Annotated in this window: 23 protein-coding genes; 13 read left to right on the top strand and 10 right to left on the bottom strand. The window is 71.3% G+C overall.

Annotation, left to right across the window (positions count from 1 at the left end; translation table 11 throughout):
* Positions 1–392: 392 nt before the first annotated feature.
* The 3 genes from FDO65_RS12560 to FDO65_RS12550 all read right to left on the bottom strand — a co-directional run bounded on the left by FDO65_RS12560 (position 393) and on the right by FDO65_RS12550 (position 4,427).
* Complete coding sequence (locus FDO65_RS12560) at positions 393–1,724, bottom strand: amidase (RefSeq protein WP_240757649.1); 1,332 nt, start codon at positions 1,722–1,724, stop codon at positions 393–395.
* A gap of 352 nt (positions 1,725–2,076) precedes the next feature.
* Positions 2,077–3,669, bottom strand: coding sequence for a flotillin family protein (locus FDO65_RS12555; protein ID WP_137450060.1), 1,593 nt, complete (start codon positions 3,667–3,669; stop codon positions 2,077–2,079).
* 230 nt (positions 3,670–3,899) lie between these two features.
* Positions 3,900–4,427: a hypothetical protein gene (locus tag FDO65_RS12550; RefSeq protein WP_137450059.1), complete on the bottom strand. Its 528-nt coding sequence runs from the start codon at positions 4,425–4,427 to the stop codon at positions 3,900–3,902.
* A gap of 178 nt (positions 4,428–4,605) precedes the next feature.
* Between FDO65_RS12550 and FDO65_RS12545 the strand changes: the two genes are divergently transcribed.
* From FDO65_RS12545 to FDO65_RS12520, 6 genes are all read left to right on the top strand, one after another.
* On the top strand, positions 4,606–4,845 hold the full coding sequence (locus FDO65_RS12545; protein ID WP_137450058.1) for an RNA-binding S4 domain-containing protein: 240 nt from the start codon (positions 4,606–4,608) through the stop codon (positions 4,843–4,845).
* A gap of 43 nt (positions 4,846–4,888) precedes the next feature.
* Positions 4,889–6,553 (top strand): ABC-F family ATP-binding cassette domain-containing protein, encoded by a 1,665-nt coding sequence (locus FDO65_RS12540; protein WP_137450057.1) that lies wholly within the window; start codon positions 4,889–4,891, stop codon positions 6,551–6,553.
* 203 nt (positions 6,554–6,756) lie between these two features.
* Positions 6,757–8,577: a 2-isopropylmalate synthase gene (leuA, locus tag FDO65_RS12535; protein WP_137450056.1), complete on the top strand. Its 1,821-nt coding sequence runs from the start codon at positions 6,757–6,759 to the stop codon at positions 8,575–8,577.
* Positions 8,578–8,641: 64 nt separating this feature from the next.
* A complete protein-coding gene (locus FDO65_RS22820) occupies positions 8,642–9,805 on the top strand; it encodes a VanZ family protein (protein ID WP_240757584.1) in 1,164 nt (387 codons plus the stop codon).
* Positions 9,802–10,716 carry an alpha/beta hydrolase gene (locus FDO65_RS12525; RefSeq protein ID WP_240757583.1) on the top strand — a complete coding sequence of 305 codons (915 nt, stop codon included), beginning with the start codon at positions 9,802–9,804 and terminating at the stop codon, positions 10,714–10,716. Before FDO65_RS22820 ends, FDO65_RS12525 begins: the two co-directional genes overlap by 4 nt.
* Positions 10,713–11,231: a hypothetical protein gene (locus tag FDO65_RS12520; protein ID WP_137450053.1), complete on the top strand. Its 519-nt coding sequence runs from the start codon at positions 10,713–10,715 to the stop codon at positions 11,229–11,231. The genes FDO65_RS12525 and FDO65_RS12520 overlap by 4 nt, the downstream gene beginning before the upstream one ends.
* A 63-nt stretch (positions 11,232–11,294) precedes the next feature.
* Here FDO65_RS12520 and FDO65_RS12515 read toward each other — a convergent pair whose 3' ends face one another.
* From FDO65_RS12515 to FDO65_RS12510, 3 genes are read right to left on the bottom strand one after another with little or no spacing between them, the layout of a single operon-like run.
* Positions 11,295–12,128, bottom strand: a complete 834-nt coding sequence (locus FDO65_RS12515) for an oxygenase MpaB family protein (protein ID WP_137450052.1) — start codon at positions 12,126–12,128, stop codon at positions 11,295–11,297.
* 44 nt (positions 12,129–12,172) lie between these two features.
* Entirely contained in the window at positions 12,173–12,325 is a 153-nt protein-coding gene (locus FDO65_RS22185; RefSeq protein WP_166442169.1) for a hypothetical protein, read from the bottom strand.
* Between the two features lie 19 nt (positions 12,326–12,344).
* Positions 12,345–13,601, bottom strand: coding sequence for an MFS transporter (locus FDO65_RS12510; protein WP_137450051.1), 1,257 nt, complete (start codon positions 13,599–13,601; stop codon positions 12,345–12,347).
* Between the two features lie 95 nt (positions 13,602–13,696).
* On the opposite strand from FDO65_RS12510, the gene FDO65_RS23085 reads away from it, so the two are divergent.
* From FDO65_RS23085 to FDO65_RS12480, 6 genes are all read left to right on the top strand, one after another.
* Positions 13,697–14,236, top strand: a complete 540-nt coding sequence (locus FDO65_RS23085; protein ID WP_137450050.1) for a TetR/AcrR family transcriptional regulator — start codon at positions 13,697–13,699, stop codon at positions 14,234–14,236.
* Positions 14,233–15,693: a cobyric acid synthase gene (locus tag FDO65_RS12500; protein WP_137450049.1), complete on the top strand. Its 1,461-nt coding sequence runs from the start codon at positions 14,233–14,235 to the stop codon at positions 15,691–15,693. The genes FDO65_RS23085 and FDO65_RS12500 overlap by 4 nt, the downstream gene beginning before the upstream one ends.
* The gene (gene cobF, locus FDO65_RS12495; RefSeq protein ID WP_137450048.1) at positions 15,690–16,478 is read left to right on the top strand and encodes a precorrin-6A synthase (deacetylating); all 789 of its coding nucleotides are present in this window, start codon (positions 15,690–15,692) and stop codon (positions 16,476–16,478) included. The genes FDO65_RS12500 and cobF overlap by 4 nt, the downstream gene beginning before the upstream one ends.
* Positions 16,479–16,611: 133 nt before the next feature.
* On the top strand, positions 16,612–16,863 hold the full coding sequence (locus FDO65_RS12490; protein WP_137450047.1) for a hypothetical protein: 252 nt from the start codon (positions 16,612–16,614) through the stop codon (positions 16,861–16,863).
* A 7-nt stretch (positions 16,864–16,870) separates the two neighbouring features.
* Positions 16,871–17,893, top strand: a complete 1,023-nt coding sequence (locus tag FDO65_RS12485; RefSeq protein WP_137450046.1) for an LLM class flavin-dependent oxidoreductase — start codon at positions 16,871–16,873, stop codon at positions 17,891–17,893.
* 71 nt (positions 17,894–17,964) lie between these two features.
* Positions 17,965–18,729 carry a Type 1 glutamine amidotransferase-like domain-containing protein gene (locus FDO65_RS12480; RefSeq protein WP_137450045.1) on the top strand — a complete coding sequence of 255 codons (765 nt, stop codon included), beginning with the start codon at positions 17,965–17,967 and terminating at the stop codon, positions 18,727–18,729.
* Positions 18,730–18,749: 20 nt separating this feature from the next.
* On the opposite strand, the gene FDO65_RS12475 is transcribed toward FDO65_RS12480, so the two are convergent.
* The gene (locus FDO65_RS12475) at positions 18,750–19,340 is read right to left on the bottom strand and encodes a hypothetical protein (RefSeq protein WP_137450044.1); all 591 of its coding nucleotides are present in this window, start codon (positions 19,338–19,340) and stop codon (positions 18,750–18,752) included.
* A gap of 271 nt (positions 19,341–19,611) precedes the next feature.
* Entirely contained in the window at positions 19,612–19,803 is a 192-nt protein-coding gene (locus tag FDO65_RS12470) for a hypothetical protein (protein ID WP_137450043.1), read from the bottom strand.
* Between the two features lie 61 nt (positions 19,804–19,864).
* On the opposite strand from FDO65_RS12470, the gene FDO65_RS12465 reads away from it, so the two are divergent.
* Positions 19,865–20,209 (top strand): hypothetical protein, encoded by a 345-nt coding sequence (locus tag FDO65_RS12465; protein ID WP_137450042.1) that lies wholly within the window; start codon positions 19,865–19,867, stop codon positions 20,207–20,209.
* A 67-nt stretch (positions 20,210–20,276) separates the two neighbouring features.
* Here the strand turns inward: FDO65_RS12465 and FDO65_RS12460 are convergent, their stop codons facing one another.
* Positions 20,277–20,792, bottom strand: a complete 516-nt coding sequence (locus FDO65_RS12460; RefSeq protein WP_137450041.1) for a hypothetical protein — start codon at positions 20,790–20,792, stop codon at positions 20,277–20,279.
* 34 nt (positions 20,793–20,826) lie between these two features.
* Positions 20,827–21,078 (bottom strand): hypothetical protein, encoded by a 252-nt coding sequence (locus tag FDO65_RS12455; RefSeq protein WP_137450040.1) that lies wholly within the window; start codon positions 21,076–21,078, stop codon positions 20,827–20,829.
* Positions 21,079–21,402: the final 324 nt, after the last annotated feature.

Here is a 21,402-nt window from a genome sequence, read left to right as displayed (position 1 = left end):
GGTCGACAGGGCGGCCGCTCAGTCGCTCGGCCGCGTCGACCAGGTCCTCGAGATGTTCGACCGTTCTGGACTTCCCGGTCGCCGTCGTCATCACGAAGGTCATGGACGCGGCCGGGGCACGCACACTGATCCGCCATGGCTGCAGGACCCGGCTGGCCGCCAGTGCGGCCTCCTCGCGGGCCCGGCGACGGCTCCCGATGTCGGGTCCCGCGCCGACGAGGAACCAGTCGTTGCGGGGGGCGGGCGCTCGACACTGACCACACATAGCCTCAGTGTGCGGCATCGTCGCATCGATGACCACGAAAAATATTGCTGGCGCTCACTTGTCGGCCATCAGCGGCGTGTGCGACGTGCGCGGCAGGCGACCGTGGCGGCCTTGGCCCTCTCGCGGATCAACCCGCCGACCGCCAGCCGGCTTCGACCGCCGCGGCCACGTCGAGCACTCCGGCCTCGTCCTGGCGCACGCCGACGATCTGCACGCCGATCGGCAGCCCGTCGACCGGCGCCGGGATGCTGACGGCCGGCCAGCCGGTCAGGTTGAACGGCGAGTTCAGGGCCAGCAGTGCCGGCCGCACCTCCACCGGCGCCCCGTCCCCGCCCTCTGGCGTCACCTCGGCCGCGCCGATCGGAGTGGCCCGCAGTCGGGTGGTGGCCAGCACCAGGACGTCGACATCGGCGGCCGCCGCGGTGAACTCGGCCGACAACCGACGCCGGGTCCGCTGCGCCTCGATGTAGTCGCGGGCCGGCCGGTCGGCGAAGCTCAGCAGCCGCTCGCGGGTCAGCGGCTGGTATGCCTCGGGCCGTTCGGCCAGCCACCGGGCGTGCGTCGCGTAGGCCTCGTTGCTGACGATGGGCCGGTAGGCGGCGGCGAACTCGTCGATGAACGGCGTCGACACCTCGATCACCTCGGCCCCTCTGTCGCGCAGCACGTCCACCGCCCGGCCGGGCCAGGGGGCGATGGCCGGGTCGGCCGGCCGCCAGTAGTCGTCGGTGAGGACGCCGACCCGCAGTCCGCGCACGTCGACCGGTCGTTCGCGGGGGCCTTCCCCGGACAGCACGGACCAGGCGGTGGCGGTGGCGGCGACGTCGGTGGACAGCAGGCCGGGGTGGTCCAGTGACTCCGACAGCGGGAAGATGCCGTCCGACGGCAGCCGGCCGTACCGGGGCTTGAGGCCGACCACCCCGCAGAGCGCGGCGGGACCCCGGACGCTACAGCCGGTGTCGGTGCCCAGCGCCAGGGGCAGATGCCCGGCGGCCAGCGAGCCGGCCGACCCGGACGACGACCCGCCGGTGATCCGGGTGGGGTCGTGCGGGTTGTGCGCCGGACCGCTGGCCGACACATCCCCGGTGGCGCCGTGGGCGAACTCCTGGGTGTGCAGTTTCGCCACCACGACGGCTCCCGCCGCCCGCAGCCGGGCGACCACGGGGGCGTCGAGGCGGGCGGGGGCGGCGTCGGCGAACACGTTCGATCCGCACCGGGACGGCAGCCCGGCGACGTCGATCAGATCCTTGACCCCCAGGGCGATCCCGTGCAGCGGCCCTCGGTCCCGCCCGGCGGCCAACTCGTCGGTCAACTCCCGCGCGGTGGCCAGCGCGCGGTCGGCGTCGAGGGTGACGACCAGGTTGTACGGGTCGGCGGTCAGGCGCTCGAGGACGTCGGCCACGTGCTCGGTCGGGGACGACTCCCCAGACCGGAACGCCGCCGCGATGCGGTTCAGATCCATCACCCGCCCCACTCTGCCCCTTCTGCTGCGGGTGGTGGCGGTCGGGGCTCGGGCGTGACGCCGACGAAGCCCGCTGGCGCTGATCATCGTCCGACCCGCCGTCGCAGATCGCGCGGACACCGACGCTGCTCAACCCCGCTGGCGCTGACCAATTGCGCGCTGGAGCGCCCGAAATGCCCGCTGTGAAGCGGAGTTGATCAGCGCGAGCCACCTTCGTCGGCGTCGACCACATTCACCAGCGTCAGCTCGGTTCACCAGCGTCAGCCGACGTGGTCAGCGTCGACCAACCGCCCCCCCGCAGGAAGGGGCCGGCCGACCTGCAGGTCGACCGGCCCTTCCTTCGTCCGCGGGGTCAGCCGTCGAGCCGACCGTTCTCCGTGCCGTCCAGGGTGATCGGCTCGGTCCGGGCCGGGGTGGCCACCGCCGGACGGGCGGCGGGCCGCTTCTCCGGCGTCGCCTTCTTCGTGCTGCCGGTGTCGACGGTCTGACCGGTGAGCCGCTGGAGCAGCGCAGCGAGATCCACACCGGTCAGGTCACTGGAGAGCTGCAGCCCCTGGGCGACGTTGGAGGCGACTGTCTTGCCGAGGGAACCGGCACCGCCGTCGGAGGAGATGACGGTCATCTTGTCGACCGCGGCCAGCGGGGCGGACGCGGCGCCGACGACCTCGGGCAGCACCTTGACCAGCAGATCGAGCACGGCGGCCTCGCCGTAGGTGGCGAACGCCTGCGACCGCAGGTCCATCGCCTCGGCCTCGGCCCGGCCCCGGGCGAGGATGGCGGACGCGTCGGCCGCGCCTTCCTTCTCCACGGCCTCGGCGATGGCCACGCGGCGCTGCCGCTCGGCCTCACCGCGCTTGGCGCCCTCGATGGCCTCGGCCTCGGCCAGCGCGGATCGGCGGGACCGCTCGCCCTCACCGGACAGCCGGGCCTTCTCCGCCCCGGCCTGGGCCGCGGCGATGGTCGACTGCCGGTCGGCCTCGGCCCGGGCGATGGCGGCGTTCTTGTTGGCCTCGGCCTGCTGCTCCACCTTGTACCGGTCGGCGTCCGCCGGCTTGCGGATCTCGGTGTCCAGCTGCCGTTCCTTCAGGGCCGCGGTGCGCAGCGCGACCTTCTCCTTCTCGGACAGGACGAGCTGGTCCTGGGCGGCCTGGGCCAACGGACCGGCCGCCGCGGCCTGCGCCTTGGCCGCGTCGATCTGAGCGCTGATCTCGGCCTGCTTGAGGTTGTACTGCCGGTTGGCGACGGCGATGGCCTCCTCGGCCAGCAGCCGCTCCTGCTCGGCGGCCTGCCGGGCCCGGGCCTCGGCGATGGACGCCTCCTTGACCACCCGCGCCGCCTCCGGCCGACCGAGGTCGGCCAGGTACGAACCCTCGGCCTGGATGTCCTGCAGCTGGAAGGTGTCCAGGACGAGACCCTGCCCGGTCAGCGACGTCTCGGCCTCCTCCGCGACGGCGGAGGCGAAAGCGGCGCGGTCGCGGATGATCTCCTCGATGGTCAGCCGGCCGACGATGGACCGCAACGCACCGGCCAGCACCTCCGAGGTGAAGGTGTCGATGCCCTGCTGCTGGTTGAGGAACCGCTGGGCGGCCGCCCGGATGGACGTCTCGTTGCCACCGACCTTGACGATGGCGACGCCCTCCAGGTCGCACTTGACGCCCTGCTTGGAGACCGCACCCCGGATGCCGACCGGGATGCGGCGGCTGGACAGGTCGATGGTGTGGAGCTTCTGCACCACGGGGATGACGAACACGCTCGCGCCCATGACGACCTTCTGACCGGACATGTCGGTCGAGGTCTCCCCGGTCGTGGACGTCACCGACCGGCCACGGCGACCGGTCACCAGGAACGCCTGGTTGGGGCCGGCGACCTTGATCCGGGACAGGATCAGCATCACCAGGAGCAGGACGAGGACGACCACTCCTCCGATGGCGATGAGTACTTCCATGACGGCACCTCCGAGGTGTCGTGGGGTCGGCGGGCCGCCCCGGACGGGCACTGCAGGCTCTACTGCGCGCGGTTCCCCGTCCCGTCGCCGGCACGCCAGGAGCGGGCCGCACGGACGGGTCGACTTCACGCGGGTCGGTCGTTGTCATGACACCCGTTGGTGAGCAACGGATGTCGCTATGTCGAGCAGGTCAAAGGGGACGATCGGACGGCCACCCGCCCGGGTGAGCGTCAACCCACCTCGGCGGTGGACACCACTTCGACCGCGGTGGCGCTCAGCGCTTCGGTGACGAAGATCGGGGTGCCGACCGGTATGGGTTCGGCACTGCGGGCGTAGTACTTCAGGGCCTGTCCGCCCACCGACACACTGACCTCGCCGAGCCCGCCGACGGGGATGGCGCTGATCACCCGGCCCAACCGGCCGACCACGTCCTGGTCGGTCAGCGTGCGGTCGGTCGGCATCCGGTTCAGCCCGGCGGTCAGCCGCACCGCCCCCCAGGCCAGCGGCAGCGCTCCGGCCAGGCCGACGGCCGCCGAGATCAGGACCCGCGACGTGGTGGCCAGATCACCCAGCAGGGTCGCCGGAATGGCGCCGATGAACCCGCCGCCACCCACCAGCGCCGCCAGCGCCGGGAACGAGAACGGGCCGTCCACGTCGTGGAACGCCAGATGCAGCAGATCGCCCACGACGAGGGAGATCAGGAGCAGGACGACCCCGAGCAGACCGACGCCCAGGAACACGAGCGTGATGGGATCCATGGGCCTCCTGTCCGGCGCTGTCAGCATGTGGTGCGCTGCTGTCGGGCTGGGGGTCGTCTGTCTGTTCCATCACAATACCGCAGGTCAGGAGGTATTTACCAGGGGTAAGGGACGGATTGTTCGAGAATGTCCGCCCTTGTGCGCCCGCCCGTCGACCGGTCACTGGGACACTGGACGGATGAGTCGCTCCGACCGTTCCGCTCCCTCCGACGTCACCGGCATCACCATCGGTACCGACATGATCCGGTTGGGCCAGTTCCTCAAGCTCGGCGGCGCGGTCGACTCGGGAGCCGACGTCAAGGAACTGCTCGCCGACGGCGACGTCACCGTCAACGGCGAGCCCGAAACCCGCCGCGGCCGGCAGTTGCACCGGGGTGACCTCGTCACCTTCCACGGGGTGACCGTCCGGGTCGACTGACCTCTCGGGTGGATCGACCTTTCCGACTGACAGGATCACGGGCGTGAGCGCAACCCTGGTGGCCGCCGGCCTGTCCGCCGGTTTCGGCGACGTCCCCCTGTTCGACGACCTCTCCCTGGTGATCGCCCCCGGGGACGTCATCGGCCTGGTCGGGGTGAACGGCGCGGGCAAGTCGACCCTGCTGCGCCTGTTGGCCGGGCAGGACGCCCCGATGTCCGGCCGGGTGTCGGTCAGCCCGCCGGAGGCGACCGTCGGTCATCTGCCGCAGGAGATCGAGCGTCGCCCGGACGAGTCGATCGTGGAACACCTGCACCGACGCACCGGGGTGGCCGATGCCCAGCGCGAGATGGACGCTGCCGCTGCCGATCTCGAGTCCCCCGACGCCGACCCGGACCGCTACGGCACCGCGCTGGAACGGTGGCTCGCCCTGGGCGGAGCCGATCTGGACGAACGCATCCCCCAGGTGCTGGCCAACCTGGGTCTGCACGTCGACCCGTCCACCGCGATGGTGGCGCTGTCCGGCGGGCAGGCGGCCCGGGTGAACCTGGCCGCCCTGCTGCTGGCCCGCTTCGACGTCCTGCTGCTGGACGAGCCGACCAACGATCTCGACCTCGATGGCCTCGACCGGTTGGAGGCGTTCGTCGTCGACGCCGCCCGCCGCGGCGTCGCCCTGGTGATCGTCTCGCACGACCGGGAGTTCCTGTCCCGCAGCGTCAATCGCGTCGTCGAGCTGGATCTCGCGCAACACCAGGTCGGCATCTTCGGCGGCGGCTACGAGTCCTACCTGGCCGAGCGGGAGGTCAAACGGCAGCACGCCCGCGACGCCTACGACGAATACGCGGACAAGAAGTCGTCGTTGCAGGAACGGGCCCGGACCCAGCGGGCCTGGGCCGACAAGGGCATCCGGGCAGCGAGGTCGAAGACCGGCAAGTCTGATAATGACAAGGTCTCACGGGGTTTCCGCATCGAGGCCACCGAGAAGCAGGCCGCCAAGGCCCGGCAGACCGACCGGCTCATCGAGCGCATGACCGAGGTGGCCGAGCCGCGCAAGGAATGGGTGCTGCAGTACTCCATCGCCACGGCGCCCGGCTCGTCCGCGGTGGTGCTGACCGCCCGCGGGGCCACGGCCCGGCGCGGTGACTTCGTCCTGGGGCCGGTCGACCTGCACGTGTCCGCCGGCGACCGGATCGCCGTCACCGGACCCAACGGCAGCGGCAAGACGACCCTGTTGTCGTTGCTGCTCGGCGACCTGCCGCCGCAGGACGGGACCGTCAGCCGGGGCGCGTCCGTGGCGATCGGCCGGGTCGACCAGGCCCGCAGCCTGCTGGACACGGCCGCCGGTGCGGGGGCCGGCACGGTGCTGGACGTCTTCGAGCGGGAACTGCCGGACCAGCCGCCGGCCGAGATCCGCACTCTGCTGGCCAAGTTCGGGCTCTACGCCGACCACGTGCGGCGGGCCGGACGCGACCTGTCCCCGGGCGAGCGCACCCGGGCCGCCCTGGCGCTGTTGCAGGCCCGGGGAGTGAATCTGCTGGTGCTCGACGAGCCGACCAACCATCTCGACCTGCCGGCGATCGTCCAGCTCGAACAGGCCCTGGCGAGCTACGCGGGCACGTTGCTGCTGGTCACGCACGATCGACGGATGCTCCAGGCGGTCCACGTCGACCGGCACTGGGAGGTCCGGGACGGTCGGGTGACCCAACGGTGATCCGCGGGTCCGGCTTTCGAGCGGCGGCCATCGGGGGTAGGGTCCCTGCCGTGGTGTGCCGCGCGTCCCTGCTTCTCGGTCGCCGCGACGGAGCCTGATCCCAGGCTGGCTCTCCGTCGCGGGTCGTTGTGCTGCCGGTCTGTTCCCCTCAGCTCACCGCCTCGGGGACACTCCCGAAGACCTCCCGAAGGACCTCCACCACCATGGGCACTCCCATCCCCTCCCGCGTCCGTCGCCCCGCCGGTGACATCCCCGCCGGCCAGCCCGCCTGGAACCGGCAGCGGCCCAGCGCGATGCCGGTCAACCGGTACACCCCGTTCACCCCGATCGACCTGCCCGACCGCACCTGGCCGAACAAGGTCATCACGACGGCTCCGCAGTGGTGCGCGGTCGACCTGCGGGACGGCAACCAGGCGCTGATCGACCCGATGACCCCGGCGCGCAAGCGCAAGATGTTCGACCTGCTGGTGCAGATGGGCTTCAAGGAGATCGAGGTCGGGTTCCCGGCGGCCAGCCAGACCGACTTCGACTTCGTCCGCGAGATCATCGAGCAGGACGCCATTCCCGAGGACGTCCGCATCCAGGTGCTGACCCAGGCCCGGCCCGAGCTGATCGCCCGGACGTTCGAGGCCCTGGAGGGCGCGCCGCAGGGACTGGTCCATCTGTACAACTCGACGTCGACCCTGCAGCGCCGGGTCGTCTTCGGCCAGGACCGCGCCGGCATCATGCGCATCGCCACGGACGGCGCCGAAGAGGTGGCCCGCTGGGCCGAGAAGTACCCGGACACCGACTGGCGCTTCGAGTACTCCCCCGAGTCCTACACCGGCACCGAGCTGGAGTACGCGGTCGAGGTCTGCAACGCGGTCTCCGCCATCTGGCAGCCGACCGAGCAGAACCCGATGGTCGTCAACCTGCCGGCCACCGTCGAGATGGCCACCCCCAACGTCTACGCCGACTCGATCGAGTGGATGCACCGGAACTTAGAACGACGCAGTGCGATCGCTCTTTCTTTGCACCCGCACAACGACCGCGGCACCGCGGTCGCCGCCGCCGAGCTGGGCTACCTGGCCGGGGCCGACCGCATCGAAGGCTGCCTGTTCGGCAACGGCGAGCGCACCGGCAACGTCTGCCTGGTCACCCTGGGCCTGAACCTGTTCAGCCAGGGCGTCGACCCGCAGATCGACTTCTCCGACATCGACGAGATCCGTCGCACCGTGGAGTACTGCAACCAGCTGGCCGTCCCCGAGCGGCACCCCTACGGCGGCGACCTGGTCTACACCGCCTTCTCCGGCTCCCACCAGGACGCCATCAAGAAGGGCTTCGACCACCTGAACCGGGACGCGGCCGCGGCCGGCGTACCGGTCGAGCAGTTCACCTGGCAGGTTCCGTACCTGCCGATCGACCCCAAGGACGTCGGCCGCAGCTACGAGGCCGTCATCCGGGTCAACTCGCAGTCCGGCAAGGGCGGCGTCGCCTACATCATGAAGACCGAGCACGGCCTGGACCTGCCGCGCCGGCTGCAGATCGAATTCTCCCGGGCCGTGCAGCAGCACACCGATGCCGAAGGCGGCGAAGTCGACGCCCCGACCATGTGGCGGTACTTCTCCGCGGAGTACCTGGAGGCGACGACGCCGTTGCAGCTGATCCGATCCCGGGTGGAGTCCCCGGAGGATTCGCTGCACAGCCCGGACGATCGCCCGGTCACCGACGAGGTCGCCGCCCGCGTCGTCTCGCGGGGCGAGGAGAGCGTCATCCGTGGGCGGGGCAACGGCCCGGTGGCGGCGTTCTGCTCGGCGCTGTCCGAGCAGCTGGGCTACGACGTCCGCGTGCTGGACTACGTCGAGCACGCCCTGTCCGCCGGTGGGGACGCCCGCGCCGCGGCCTACCTGGAATGCGCGATCGGCAACCAGGTCGTCTGGGGCGTCGGCATCGATTCGTCCATCACCACCGCTTCGCTCAAGGCCGTGGTCTGCGCCGTGAACCGGGCCGACCGCACCGCCCAGGAGCAGGTGGACAACAGCTGACCCTTTCGGGCGCACTCCGGCGTCACCGCCTCCGGGCGGCAGCGCCGGAGTGCACGATCCCGGCGTGGGCGGATGGACATGGCAGGCCGGGTTCGGCCTGCTGGGCGGGGCGCTGGTCTTCCTGGCCGTGCTGGTCCCGGCGGTCGTCGTGCAGTACCGCCGGTACGGACGGATCAGTGGCGCCCGGCTACTGGGTCTGCTCGCGGTCAGCGTCTATGTCGTCGCCCTGGTCGCCTACGTCTTCCTCCCGCTGCCTGATCCGGACACGGTGTGCAACCGTCGCGGCGGGCCCGGGCTGGCCGCGTTCCAGTGGTCACCGTTCTCGTTCGTCGACGACATCCGGTCGACGGCCGCGCGTCGTGGCTGGCGGGCCGCGCTGACCGGCTGGTCGCTCTGGCAGGTCCTCTTCAACGTCGCCCTCTTCATCCCCCTCGGTGTGGTGGTCCGCCGATACCTGGGCCGCGGGGTCGTGGCCGCGACGGGTATCGGGCTGGCGGTGTCGGCGGTCATCGAGCTCACGCAGTGGTCGGCGATCTACGGCCTCTACCCCTGCAGCTACCGCGTCGGCGACGTCGACGACCTGATCGCCAACACCACCGGCGCCTTGGTCGGGGCGGTGATCGCTCCGGCCCTGCTGTTCTGGATGCCGCAGGCCCGGGATCTCCGGATGACCCGGACCGAGCCCCGCCCGGTGACGGTCGGCCGGCGCTGGGTGGGGATGCTGCTCGACGGCGCGGCGTTCCTGCTGGTGGCGGTCGCCCTGGTGGCCGGGACCGTGGCGGTCCGGTCGGCCCTGGCCGGTCGGTTCCTCGACGCCCCGGTGTGGGCGTCCCCGGCCGCAGCCCTGATCGCCGGGCTGGGCGTCTTCTACCTGCCCGCGCTTCGCGGGTCGGGAGCGTCGATCGGTCAGGCCCTCGTCTGGCTGTCGCCGCGGTGGCCCGAGCCCTCGTCCGACCGACGGTTGCTGCGGGCGTCGGTCACCGGCGGCGTTTTCACGGTCGGCCAGGTGGCCGGGGCGGTGTCCGGGTCCGGGGCGGCCGGATGGGTGCAGGTCACCTGCTGGGCCTGGACCGTCCTCTGCCTGATCGCGGTGCCCTTCACCACAGCGGTTCGGGGTCGCCCGGGACTGTCCGGCCTGATCAGCGGGGCCGCCATGGTCGACGTCCGTGCTCCGGTGGTGGCCAGAGCCGACGACCGGCCGGACGACGCTGCCAGACTGGTCGGGTGACTGCTTCGGCCACCGTCTCCAGCAACGGCCTGTCCCTGGCCTACGAGTCGTTCGGCGACCCGGCCGACCCCACTGTGCTGCTGGTGATGGGTCTGGCGACGCAGATGCTGGCGTGGGAGGACGGGTTCTGCGCGGAACTCGTCGCGCGGGGGCATCACGTCGTCCGCTTCGACAACCGGGACGTCGGGTTGTCGACGCATCTGTCCGACCTGCCGGCCGGCCGGCCGGTGTCGGCGTTCCTCGGGCGGCAGCAGCCGCCCTACCTGACCGCGGACATGGCCGACGACACCGCCGGGCTCATCACCGGGTTGGGCCTGGGGCCCGTGCACGTGGTGGGGATCAGCATGGGCGGCTGCATCGCCCAGTCGCTGGCCATCCGTCATCCGGATCTGGTCGCCAGCCTGACGTCGATCGCGTCGAGCACCGGGTCCCGGCGAGTGGGTCATCCGAAGCTGGCCACCGCCTACCGCCTGCTGACCCGGCCGACCGTCACCTCCCGGGAGGAGGCGATCGCGTTGAAGCTCACCGTGTACCGGCAGCAGGCGTCCCCGGCCTACCCGCTGCGGCTGGACGCGATGCGGGAGATCGCCGGCGCGTCCTGGGACCGGGCCTACGACCCGGACGGCTCGGCCCGCCAGTTCGCGGCCATCCTCGGCTCCCCCGACCGCACCGCCGAACTACGCCGCCTCGACCTGCCCAGCCTCGTCGTCCATGGTCTGTCCGACCCGTTGATCAACGCCTCCGGCGGCCGCGCCACCGCCGCCGCCATCCCCGGCGCCAAGCTCGTCACCTACGCCGGGATGGGTCACGAGATCCCCCAACCGCTCTGGGAACCGATCGCCGACGGGATCGCCGAAGTGGCCCGGGCGGGACAGGAGCGACGGGCCGAGTGGCCTGGAGGCGGCGCATGACCCTGCGCATGTTCGACGACCCGGAGGAGGAGGCGCTCTACCATCTCCTCCAACCGTTGGCGACGACCATGAACGAGTGGGGAGCCCAGCACGATCCGCAGCACTTCGCCGTCCGTCGTGCGCACCACCACCGGCTGATCACCGTCCACCGGCGGCGGCAGAATGAACTCTTCGACGCAGACCTCGAACGCGGCTACCAAGCGCTGGTACCTGCGGACATCGAGGTGCGATTCGAGTTCACGCCGCTGACCCGAATTCAGAAGATCGCTGTTCAGAAGGTGCTCCGCGCCGCATTTCAGAGGTTCTGCGCGCTCGACGTCCATCTGCTCTGGTGGGGCGTGATGGAACCGTCCGATCCCTTCGAGATCCACGTCGACGAGACCGGACGCATCCCTGATCTGTCCGAAGTGAGGCGGGTCAGCGGCTTGAGCGAGGAACTCATCGCCGATGACCTCATTCGCATCAAGCCGTCTCGACGGGTGTCACTGGTCGGCATGATTCCGACGGCCGACTGATCGACAGGACGCCTGTGCCGCTCTGGAAGGCCTTCAGAGCGGCACAAGCGTCCTGTCGATGGCTCAGGCCGCGCCCTCGGCCGCAGCGATGAGCGCGCGGGCCCGCCGGGCCTCGGGTGGGCCGCTGATGCGGTCGGGCAGGGCGAGGGCGGCGACCCGCAGCGCCTTCAGTCCGGCGGTGGCGGCGAGGTCGGTGGTCGGCAGGCCGGGGAGCCGGTACATCTTGCGGGCCCACCGCGGCAGGGTGGCCAGGGCCGCCCCGGCGAGGACGGTCCAGGCCGGCCGGGCCGGGGTGAGCAGCTGCACCCACGCCTTCATCGGCGGGATGGTCAGCGTGCGGATGCCGTCCCGTGCGGTGTCGGTGAGCCGCAGCCGGGGTCGGACGTCGTGGAAGTAGGCGTCCAACTCGGCGACGCTGGCCGGTACCTGCGACGCCGGTAGACCGATCAGTTCGGCGCTGACGACCTGCTCGGCGACGTACCGATCGGCGTCGGCATCCGACAGCGGGTTGCCGGCCCGGCGCACGGTCGTCAGGAACGACTCGATCTCGCAGCAGTGCACCCAGAGCAGCAGATCGGGCCGGTCGAGCGGGAACTCGCGACCGGTGTCGGGGTCGACGGCGCTCAGCCGACGGTGGATCCCGCGGATCCGGGCGGCCAGCTTGCGGGCCTCGCCGGCCGGGCCGTAGGTCAGCGTCGAGACGTACAAGCCGGTGCGTTCCAGCCGCCCCCAGAAGTCGTCCCGGAACCCGGTGTGCTGGGCGACCCCGGCCACCGCCGTGGGGTGCAGGGCCTGCAGGATGAGCGCCCGCACCCCGGCGACCGGGAACACCGGGTCGGCGTGCACGCGCCAGCTGACCGATGACGGGCCGAACAACGTTCCGGAACCAGACTCCATGTCAGGAGTACTGCCGGCACGGCCCGGACGGTTGCTGTCCGGGGTCACCCGCCGTCCGCCTGCTCCTCGCGGGCTTCCTGCTCGCGGGTGGCCATCCCGCCGGACCCGCCCTCGTCCCGGGGCCCGGGCTGCAGATTGACGTCACCACCGTCGGGGCTGGCGGTGCCGTCCTGAGTGCGATCGTCGGGCTGCGTCATAGCTGACCAGTACCCGCTGTCAGGCCTTTTCCACCGTGAGCGACTGTGGTTGCCCGCCGGTCAGGACCTTTTCCGTGGGTTCGGCGCCCAGGTCGGCGCGGCGCAGGGACCGGTAGACCACCGCGGCGACGGCGAAGGCGAGCACCCCGCAGCCGGCGGTCACCCAGTACGCGACCGCCGCACCGTGCCGGTCGATGACCACCCCGGCCAGCGGCGACGCGACGGCGATGCCGACGGCCAGGCCGCTGGCGTTCCACGTCATGGCCTCGGTCAACCGGTTGGACGGCACGATGTGCTCGAGCAGCGCCGTGCCGGCGATCAGCACCGGTGAGCAGGCGATACCGGCGACGAACAGGCCGGCGGCGACCAGCCACAGCTGCCCGAGCAGGGGCAGGGGGAACGTCACGACGGCGAGCACGCCGGTCGCCGCCAGAAACTGCTTCGACAACGGGGCCCGCAGGGTGAGGGCTCCGTAGACGACGCCGGCGGCGAGCGACCCGACCGCGTACAGGGCCAGGATCAGACCGGCCACCGCCGGGGCGCCCTGCTCCTTGGCGAAGGCGACCGTGGCCACCTCGTACGAGCCGAAGATGCCGCCGAGCAGCACGAAGATCGCCGTGATCCCGGCGACGCCGGGCAGCAGGATGGCCGGGCGACCGGACGTCGCGTTGGACCGACCGGCGGCCGGCGGCTCGGTCGACCGCTGGGTGATCAGTAGGACGGTGCCGGTGACCAGCGCGATGGTCGCGATGATCAGCGCCGCGCTGGGCGTGATCTGCAGGGCCAGGATGGTCGCCAGCGGCGGGCCGACGATGAAGACGAATTCGTCGATCAGCGCCTCCCAGGCGAACGCGGTCCGCAGCTGGGGCGAGCCGCGCAACAGGTTGGACCAGCGGGCCCGGACCAGGGCGCCGACCGCGGGGGTCGACGAACCGGCGAACAGCGCCAGCACGAAGACCGGCCAGTTGAGATCGGTGAACACCGCGAACGACACCAACCCGGCGACGGCGGGCAGGTGGACGGCGAGCTGGAGGGGGACGATGCGGCGCTGGCCGAAGGAGTCGATGAGCCGGGAGACCTGCGGACCGACCAGGGCGGCCGAGACCGCGTACAGGGCGGCCACCGTGCCGGCGACGGCGTAGGAGCCGCGGCTGGCCGACAGCAGCATGACGGCGCCCAGCCCGGCCATCGACAGCTGCATGCGCGCGAGCAGGCCGGAGAGGGTGAACCGCAGGGCGCCGGGGAGGCGCAGGACTTCCAGGTACGTACCGAACATGAGCTTCGAACCCAACTGCCGGTCAGCGACCGGATCGTGCTGGTGGCCGGCGACCAGTCTCTCTCGCTTTACCGTCCGGCCGGTACAGTTTACCGGTGGCCTCCGATGCGCGCGAGCGGATTCTCGCCGCCCTCCGGCACCTGCTGAGCACGGGCGGTCTGCCGGCCGTCACCCTGGAGGCGGTGGCCGCGCAAGCCGGGGTCTCCAAAGGCGGCCTGCTGTATCACTTTCCGTCGAAGTCCCATCTGCTGCTCGGTCTGCTCGAGCAGGTGAAGGACAAAGTCATCGCCGACATGGACCAGCAGAGCGCGGCGGTGGGCGGCGCCCAGGCGTATCTGCAGTACTCGATCCCGACGGAGGACGAGGGGTTCTTCACCTCGCTCATCGCGGCCGTCCGCACCGGTACCGGCCCGGATGCCGGGGCGGATCCGGAGACCGAGGACCGGGCGGCCCGGCTGCTGGTCGAGATCTTCACCGCCTGGGAGGCCCCGATGCGGGCCGAGATCGACGACCCGGTGCAGGCCGAGTTGATCAAGCTGGTGGGCAACGGCATCTACCTGTCGGCGATCGCCGGGCTGCCGTTGCCCGATTCTGGTCTGCTGGCCGCGGTGTTCGACCGGGTGCTGGCCCGGTGACCGCCCGGGGTCTGCTGATCGCCGGGACCTCGTCGGACGCGGGCAAGTCGTCGGTGACCACGGGGCTGTGCCGCGTGCTGCATCGGCGAGGGATCCGGGTCGCGCCGTTCAAGGCGCAGAACATGTCGAACAACTCGATGGTCTGCCCGGACGGCACCGAGATCGGCCGGGCCCAGTACCTGCAGGCCCAGGCGGCCCGGGCCACGCCGGAGTCGGCGATGAACCCGGTGCTGCTCAAGCCCGGCTCGGACCGTCGCTCACACATCGTGGTCCGCGGTCGGCCGGCCGGCGAGCTGGCGTCCGGTGAGTTCGCGACCGGACGGCGCCATCTGGCCCAGGCGGCGTTCGCGGCCTACGAGGAACTGGCGGAGAAGTACGACGTCGTCGTCAGCGAGGGCGCCGGTTCCCCGGCCGAGATCAACCTGCGGTCCGGCGACTACGTCAACCTGGGCCTGGCCCGCCGCTTCGACCTGCCGGTGATGGTGGTCGGTGATATCGACCGCGGCGGCGTCCTCGCCTCGCTGTACGGCACGGTCGCCCTGCTGGACGACGCCGACCGGGCCCTGGTGAGGGCGTTCCTGATCAACAAGTTCCGCGGTGACGTCGACCTGCTGCGGCCCGGCCTGGATGAGATCACCCGGCGGACCGGGGTGCCGTTCCTCGGGGTCCTGCCCTGGTTGGACGGGGTGTGGCTGGACGGCGAGGACACCCTGGCCGTCGGCCGCTGGGCGTCCAGATCGGCGGTCGATGCTCCGGATCCAGTGCTGCGGGTGGCCGTGGTGCGGATGCCCCGGCTGTCGAACGCGACGGACGTGGACGCCCTGGCCGCCGAACCCGGGGTGGCGGTCAGCGTGGTCGACGACCCGGTGGCGCTGCGGTCGGCCGACGTCATCGTGCTCCCCGGGTCCCGGTCCACGGTCGGTGATCTGGCGTGGCTGCGGCGTACCGGACTGGCCGACGAGGTGCTCCGCGCCGTCGCCGCGGGGACCACGGTGGTCGGCATCTGCGGCGGTTATCAGATGCTCGGACGCACGATCCGCGACGGCGTCGAGTCGTCGGTCGCCGAGGTCGACGGGTTGGGTCTGCTGCCGACCGACGTGCGCTTCGCGGCCGAGAAATCCCTGGGCACCCCGAGCGGGTCGTGGCACGACGAAACCGTCGACGGCTACGAGATCCATCATGGTGTCGCCACTGTCGACGACGGGGCCGAACCCTTCCTGGACGGCTGCCGGGTCGGTCCGGTGTGGGGGACCATGTGGCACGGCATCTTCGAGAACGACGGGTTCCGCCGCCGCTGGCTGGCCCAGGTGGCTGCGGAACGGGGCCGGGCAACCCTCCCGGCCGCCGGGATCGGTTACCGCGCGCTGCGCGAGTCGATGATCGACGCCCTGGCCGACGCCGTGGAGGCACACGTCGATGTCGACGCCGTCATCGAGCTGATCGGAGCACGTGGGTGAGGCAGCTGCAGCTGATCGGAGTGGGCGCCGGGGATCCGGAACAGCTGACCTTGCAGGCGATCTCGGCGCTGCGATCGATCGACGTGGTGTTCGTGGTCGACAAGTCCGACCCCGGCGAGAGTGCGGACCACCTGGCGCGTTGGCGGGAGGAGCTGCTGCGGCGGCACCGCCCGGACGGCGACTGCCAGGTGGTGACGATCATCGACCCTCGCCGCAACCGGGCCCCGCACGGCCAGGCCGGGTACGAGCACGCCGTCCGCGACTGGCACGCCGCCCGCGCCGGCGCGTACGAGGACGCGTTCGCCGCCGTCGCGCCCGACGCGACCGGGGCTTTTCTGGTCTGGGGGGACCCGTCGCTCTACGACAGCACCATCCGGATCGTGCAGGACGTGCTGGCCCGCGGTCGGGTGTCGTTCGACTGGACGGTCATCCCCGGCGTCAGCAGCCTGCACGCCCTGACCGCCGCCCATCGGATCGTGCTGCACGGCATCGGCCGCCCGGTCGCCCTGACCACCGGCCGGCGGCTGGCCGATGACGGCTGGCCCGGTCGACCCGGCGAGTTCGACGACGTCGTCGTGCTGCTGAACTCCGACCTGTCCGCCCTGGAGCAACTGGACCCGGCCGGCCTGACGATCCACTGGGCCGCCAACCTCGGGACGCCCGGCCAGGCCCTGGCCGCCGGGCCTTTGAGCGAGACCCTTCCCCGGATCGAAGCCTTGCGCGAGCAGGTCAAGCGCGAGCAGGGTTGGGTGCTGGACCTCTACCTGCTCCGACGCCGCCCCTGACCCACCGCGGCACCCCACCCCCCCACCGCGACTTGGTAAAGAGGGCCGGGAAAAGACCGCGGAGACGGCGTGTCGCGCCCAGTCGCGGCAGGTACTGGATCGGAACCACTCCGAACGGGCTGAGGATGGTCGCATGCGCGTGATCGATCGGATCCGGCAGTGGGCAACAGCCCTGTATGCCCAGCTTGGAGTGGCGTACTTCCGGATCGTCGCGATGGGCGGTTCGGCGGCCATCGTGTTCCTGGCCATCTGGCCGGTGACCACGGTCGTCCTCGTCATCCTGGTGGCCACACTGGCTCCACTAGTCGCGCGGTGGCGGCGTCGCGGCTCGCCCCCGCCCCGAACCGAGGCCGCCCGGGAACAACCAGAAGTAGTTGAGAGTTGAAGGAAACATGAAGAAGATCGGGTTCCTGTCCTTCGGGCACTGGTCCAACGGCCCGTACTCGCAAGCGCGCAGCGCGTCGGACGTCCTGCTGCAGTCCATCGACCTGGCCGTGGCCGCCGAGGAACTCGGCGTCGACGGCGCGTACTACCGGGTGCACCACTTCGCCCGGCAGCTCGCCTCCCCGTTCCCGCTGCTGGCCGCGGTCGGCGCGCGGACCAGCCGCATCGAGATCGGCACCGGGGTCATCGACATGCGCTACGAGAACCCGCTGTACATGGCGGAGGATTCGGGCGCGGCCGACCTCATCTCCGGCGGCCGACTGCAGCTCGGTATCAGCCGGGGATCGCCCGAGCAGGTCATCGACGGCTACCGCTACTTCGGCTACGGCGCGCCGGAGGGCGAGACCATGGCCGACGTCGCCCGGCACAACACCGAGGTCTACCTCAAGGTGATCGACGGCGCCCGGTTCGCCGAGCCCAATCCGCGGCCGATGTTCCCGAACCCGCACCCGGGTCCGCTGCCGATCGAGCCGCAGTCCCCGGGCCTGCGTGACCGCATCTGGTGGGGGTCGGCGTCCAACGCGACCGGTGAGTGGGCCGCGAATCTCGGGATGAACCTGATGAGCTCGACCCTCAAGGAGGACGAGAGCGGCAAGCCGTTCCACGTCCAGCAGGCCGAGCAGATCGAGAAGTACCGCGCCGCCTGGGCAGCCGCCGGGCATGAGCGGCAGCCGCGGGTCTCGGTCAGCCGGTCGATCTTCGCGCTGGTCAACGACCAGGATCAGGCCTACTTCGGCCACGACGACGAGGGCAGCGACTCGGTCGGCCACATCGACAACATGCGCGCGGTCTTCGGCCGCTCCTACGCCGCCGAGCCGGACAAGCTGATCGAGCAGCTGTCGAAGGACGAGGGCATCGCGGCTGCCGACACCGTGCTGCTGACGGTGCCGAACCAGCTGGGTGCGGACTACAACGCCCACATCCTGGAGTCGATCATGACCCACGTGGCGCCCGGCCTCGGCTGGCGCTGACCCGCTGCTCAGCCTGACGACCCGCCGACCCCCGGTCGGCGGGTCGTCTGCTCTCCGGCCAGACTGTGGGCATGGATGCTGGGATCTTCCTCATCGGCGGCGGCTGGTCGGCCGAGCACCGGGACGCGGTGTGGGGGCCGTTCCTGCAGCGGGCGGCGGAACGGGCGGCCGGCGGACCGCCCAGTGTCGCCTGTGTGGTCGTCGACGAGGGTGACGGCCCGGATCAGGTGCAACGGTGGGCCGGGGTGCTCGGCCAGACCGCGGTGTGCACGCCGGTCCCGGTGCTCATCCCCGAGGGGGCGACGGCGACGGACGACCAGGTGGCGGCGTTGAGCGCGGCGCACGGGCTGCTCGTGTGCGGCGGCCTGACCCCGGCGTACGCGCAGTCCCTCGCCCCGGTCGCCGACCTCGTGCGCTCACGGGTCGCCGACGGGGTGCCCTACGCGGGTTTCTCGGCCGGGGCCGCGGTGGCCGCGACCCGGGCGGTGGTCGGCGGCTGGCGTGATCACGGGGTGCCCGTGTGCCCGGCGGACGCCGGCGAGGACCTCGAGGAGATCACCGTCGTCGACGGCCTTGGTCTTGTCCCGTTCGCCGTGGACGTGCACGCCGCCCAGTGGGGCACCTTGCCCCGCCTGGTCGCCGCGGTGGCCGGTGGCCTGGTCGTGAGCGGTCTCGCCGTCGACGAGGACACGGTCCTGCAGATCGACGCCGACGGGAACGTCACCGCCGCCGGCGCGGGCCGGGTTCATCTGGTCCGGCGCCCCGGGCACGGCGCCGACGGCGTGCGAGTGACGTCGTTCCCGGCCGGCGCGGCCGTGCCGACTGGCCCCGCCTGATCCGCCGGCCGGTCGTCGAGTCAGTGGGCGAAGATCTCCAGCACCAGGATCCCGGCGCCCAGCAGTGAACCGGTCAACGTCTCGCGCACGAGATCCCACCCCCGGGCGCCGCAACGCCGACCGAAGACGTAGCCCCCCACGGTGAGCACCACGCCGGTGATGAGGATGACCACCATCACGGCGGTGTCGGGACGGACCCCGGCGAGCACCGCGGCCCCCACCAGGGCCAACGCCGGCAGACCGCCCAGCACCAGCGGGAAGTCATGACCGGCGGTGTGGACCATGTGCGACATCAACGAGCCACTGGCGTTGTCGGGCCGGGTCCCCAGGACCTGCGTGTAGGCGTGGGCCAGCCAGAAGACGACCAGGGCCCCCGCGGTACCGGCCAGCAGTCCAGGGGTCGGCGAGACGTCCTCGTCGGCGACCGACAGCAGCCCCGCGGAGACGACGCTGCCGTAGAGCGCCGCGGTGGCGTTGCTCGTCCCGACCCGCGACCAGGTCGACCGCAGCCACTCGGATCGGGCGGAATCTGCCGGCCGGGCCGATCCGTCTGCGCGTCTGTCGGCACCACCGGTCACGTCGTCCCCCGGACCATCGATCATCTCCCCCACGACCGTGATGCTGCCAGACCAGCCGGCGCGACAGGTCGTCCCCCACGCATCGTCCACCGACCGGAATCGTCGCCGATGCCCTACGACAGCACCGCGTTCACATGCCGGCATTCTGCCGTTCCGACACCCTGTGCTGCGCAGGTGATCTCACAGACTGCGGCCGCGCGACACGGTCGGGCGGCACCCCCGGCGCACAGGCGCTTCCAGCGCCCCGCGCCCTCTAGGGTCCGGATCGGACGTTGTCGTCACGCTGAGGGAGAACCATGCGTCGTCATGTGCTCGTGATCGCTGTACCCGCTGCCCTGTTCCTGTCCGCCTGTGGCGGCTCGGAGACCGGGTCGGTGGCGTCGTCGTCGACGGCGTCCACCCCGGCCGCGACCTCGGGCCCGAGCTCCTCGGCGGCGAGCTCGCCGTCGACGGCCCGTTCGACCGCAGCGAGCTCCCCCGTCGCGTCGTCGACCATCTCTTCGAGTGCGGCCTCGTCTCCGGCGGGTGCGGCCGGGGCCGCCTCGCCCGGTTCCGCGGTGATCACCGCCGGAGCGGCCACAGCCCTGCCGGCGACGGTCGGCGCCTGGGCCGGACCGAGCAGCAGCACCGGTCCCGGCACGATCTACACGCAGGGCAACAGCACCGTCATCGTCAGTTTCCTCGCGGGCTCATCGTTCAACGGGGTGGCCGCCAATGTCAGCGAGCAGCAGACGTCGACGGCCGCCGGCATCTGTGGTTCCACCTCGGTGGCCAGCAACCTGACCTGTTACCTGCGGACCGCCGACGGCGTGCTGAACCTGTCCGCGGATGCGGGAGACACCCCGTTGCCCCAGCTCGTCAACTTCGCGGACGAGCTGACGTCCACGCTGGGCACCACCTGACGACGCCGGCCCGGGGATCCGAACCGGCCCGTCGGTGACCGACGCGCGTCGATGCGCCGCCGTCGGGTCAGGCCTCCGGCGAACCGCCGTCACCGTCGCCGGCGGGGTCGATCTGGCCCCACCGCTTGGTCAGGGCAGCCGGTCGGCGAATCTGCTCGTCCGCGCGCAACTGAGCGCGGTACGGAGCGATGTCCTCGGGTGAGCTCCGCCGGGCCTCGGCGGCCCGCTCGTCCGGCACCCCGAGATCCGAGAGCGATTGCAGCAGGCCCAGTTCGAGACGGTCGACCTCGATGCGGACCTCCTGCAGCAGCCGGAGGGCGTCGACCAGATCGTCCGCGGTGAATTCCGGAGCCAGCTCCATCACCGGTTCGTCGACGGTGCTGCTGCCGGTGGCGTGGACGCACACGTGCATGATCAGTTCGAGCTTGTCGCCCAGCGCCGGGACGAGGAATTCGCGTCCCTTGATCATCACCGTCGGGATCTCGTACTCGTCCGGGTAGTGCCGGCCGAGCCGGTGGGGACCGAGGATCTCGGTCTGCTCCTCCAGACTGACCTGCTGACGCCGACGGTCGATTCCGGTCATGACCCACCTCCTGGACGAGGACGACGCCGCGAGCCTAAACCTCCGGTGCCGACTTCCTGGGCACCCGAAAGCGTTGCTGGGCTCCCTGCTTGCTCAATCCGTACAGCGCGCCGATCTCTCCCCACGTCCGGCCGGCAGCGCGCGCATCGAGCACCGCGGAGGCCTCCAGATCGTGCAGAACGGCGAGGCATTCGCGAACGGCATCCAATCGGCGCAACGGATCGGGCTCGTTCTGCAGGGCCTGCACCACCCGCGCCACTCGCTTGCCGTACGTCGGGTCCGCCACGGTCAAAAGCCTAACCGACCCCAACACACGTCAACGATGCGTTGACTCCTCCGTCAACGGATGATTGACTCTCCCGCACATCGACCGGACGACGGAAAGGGGGTGGACGACATGGCGAAGAAGAAGAAGGACAAGAAGAAGGGCAAGAAGAAGAAGTAGCCCTCAGAAGTTCGCTCGCTCCACCGGCAACTCCAGGTGGATGACGCGGTCGGCCGGCACCACGGCGGTCGGGTTCGGGGAACCGGTGGACCCGCAGCGATCCGGTGACGTACGGCCGACCGCGTCCGAGCACCACCAGCGGGCGTCGGCCCGCCAGGCCCCGAC

The organism is Nakamurella flava (assembly GCF_005298075.1).
Classification (GTDB): Bacteria; Actinomycetota; Actinomycetes; order Mycobacteriales; family Nakamurellaceae; genus Nakamurella; species Nakamurella flava.
This window is presented reverse-complemented; position numbering and strand designations above follow the sequence as displayed.

Bases quoted from the DNA above. Each gene is read 5' to 3' on its own strand.
- FDO65_RS12560 (WP_240757649.1), bottom strand. From the start codon at position 1,724: ATGGATCTGAACCGCATCGCGGCGGCGTTCCGGTCTGGGGAGTCGTCC.
- FDO65_RS12555 (WP_137450060.1), bottom strand. From the start codon at position 3,669: ATGGAAGTACTCATCGCCATCGGAGGAGTGGTCGTCCTCGTCCTGCTC.
- FDO65_RS12550 (WP_137450059.1), bottom strand. From the start codon at position 4,427: ATGGATCCCATCACGCTCGTGTTCCTGGGCGTCGGTCTGCTCGGGGTC.
- FDO65_RS12545 (WP_137450058.1), top strand. From the start codon at position 4,606: ATGAGTCGCTCCGACCGTTCCGCTCCCTCCGACGTCACCGGCATCACC.
- leuA (WP_137450056.1), top strand. From the start codon at position 6,757: ATGGGCACTCCCATCCCCTCCCGCGTCCGTCGCCCCGCCGGTGACATC.
- FDO65_RS12520 (WP_137450053.1), top strand. From the start codon at position 10,713: ATGACCCTGCGCATGTTCGACGACCCGGAGGAGGAGGCGCTCTACCAT.
- FDO65_RS12515 (WP_137450052.1), bottom strand. From the start codon at position 12,128: ATGGAGTCTGGTTCCGGAACGTTGTTCGGCCCGTCATCGGTCAGCTGG.
- FDO65_RS22185 (WP_166442169.1), bottom strand. From the start codon at position 12,325: ATGACGCAGCCCGACGATCGCACTCAGGACGGCACCGCCAGCCCCGAC.
- FDO65_RS12510 (WP_137450051.1), bottom strand. From the start codon at position 13,601: ATGTTCGGTACGTACCTGGAAGTCCTGCGCCTCCCCGGCGCCCTGCGG.
- FDO65_RS12490 (WP_137450047.1), top strand. From the start codon at position 16,612: ATGCGCGTGATCGATCGGATCCGGCAGTGGGCAACAGCCCTGTATGCC.
- FDO65_RS12485 (WP_137450046.1), top strand. From the start codon at position 16,871: ATGAAGAAGATCGGGTTCCTGTCCTTCGGGCACTGGTCCAACGGCCCG.
- FDO65_RS12480 (WP_137450045.1), top strand. From the start codon at position 17,965: ATGGATGCTGGGATCTTCCTCATCGGCGGCGGCTGGTCGGCCGAGCAC.
- FDO65_RS12470 (WP_137450043.1), bottom strand. From the start codon at position 19,803: ATGGTCGACGACGCGACGGGGGAGCTCGCTGCGGTCGAACGGGCCGTC.
- FDO65_RS12460 (WP_137450041.1), bottom strand. From the start codon at position 20,792: ATGACCGGAATCGACCGTCGGCGTCAGCAGGTCAGTCTGGAGGAGCAG.